Annotated in this window: 1 protein-coding gene; it reads left to right on the forward strand. The window is 42.0% G+C overall.

What is annotated here, in order from left to right:
* Positions 1-314, forward strand: a 314-nt coding sequence (locus tag MWU84_RS24490; RefSeq protein ID WP_246906645.1) for a hypothetical protein, incomplete at both ends; no start/stop codon positions are given.

The following is a 314-nucleotide window of genomic DNA, read 5'->3' on the forward strand; positions in this document are numbered from 1 at the left end:
GAGGATCTTTCCATAGTAACAGCCAAAATAGGTGATGGAGCAGTGACTACCGTAAAATTGGGTGATGATGCCGTGACCAATGCTAAATTGGCCGATGATGCGGTTCAGACAGAAAATATATTAAACGGAACCATTTTAACAGAAGATATTTCCTCAGGTGGTAATGATAAAGTTTTGGTTACCGATGCAGTAGGAACGGTAGCCTGGGTGGACAAGTCGAGCTTTGATGCCATTGCAGATCAGGTAACTATAACAGGTTTAGGTACTACCTTGGATCCTTTTAAGGTAGAGGATCTTTCCATAGTAACAGCCAA

The organism is Arenibacter sp. F20364, assembly GCF_023015905.1.
GTDB lineage: Bacteria > Bacteroidota > Bacteroidia > Flavobacteriales > Flavobacteriaceae > Arenibacter.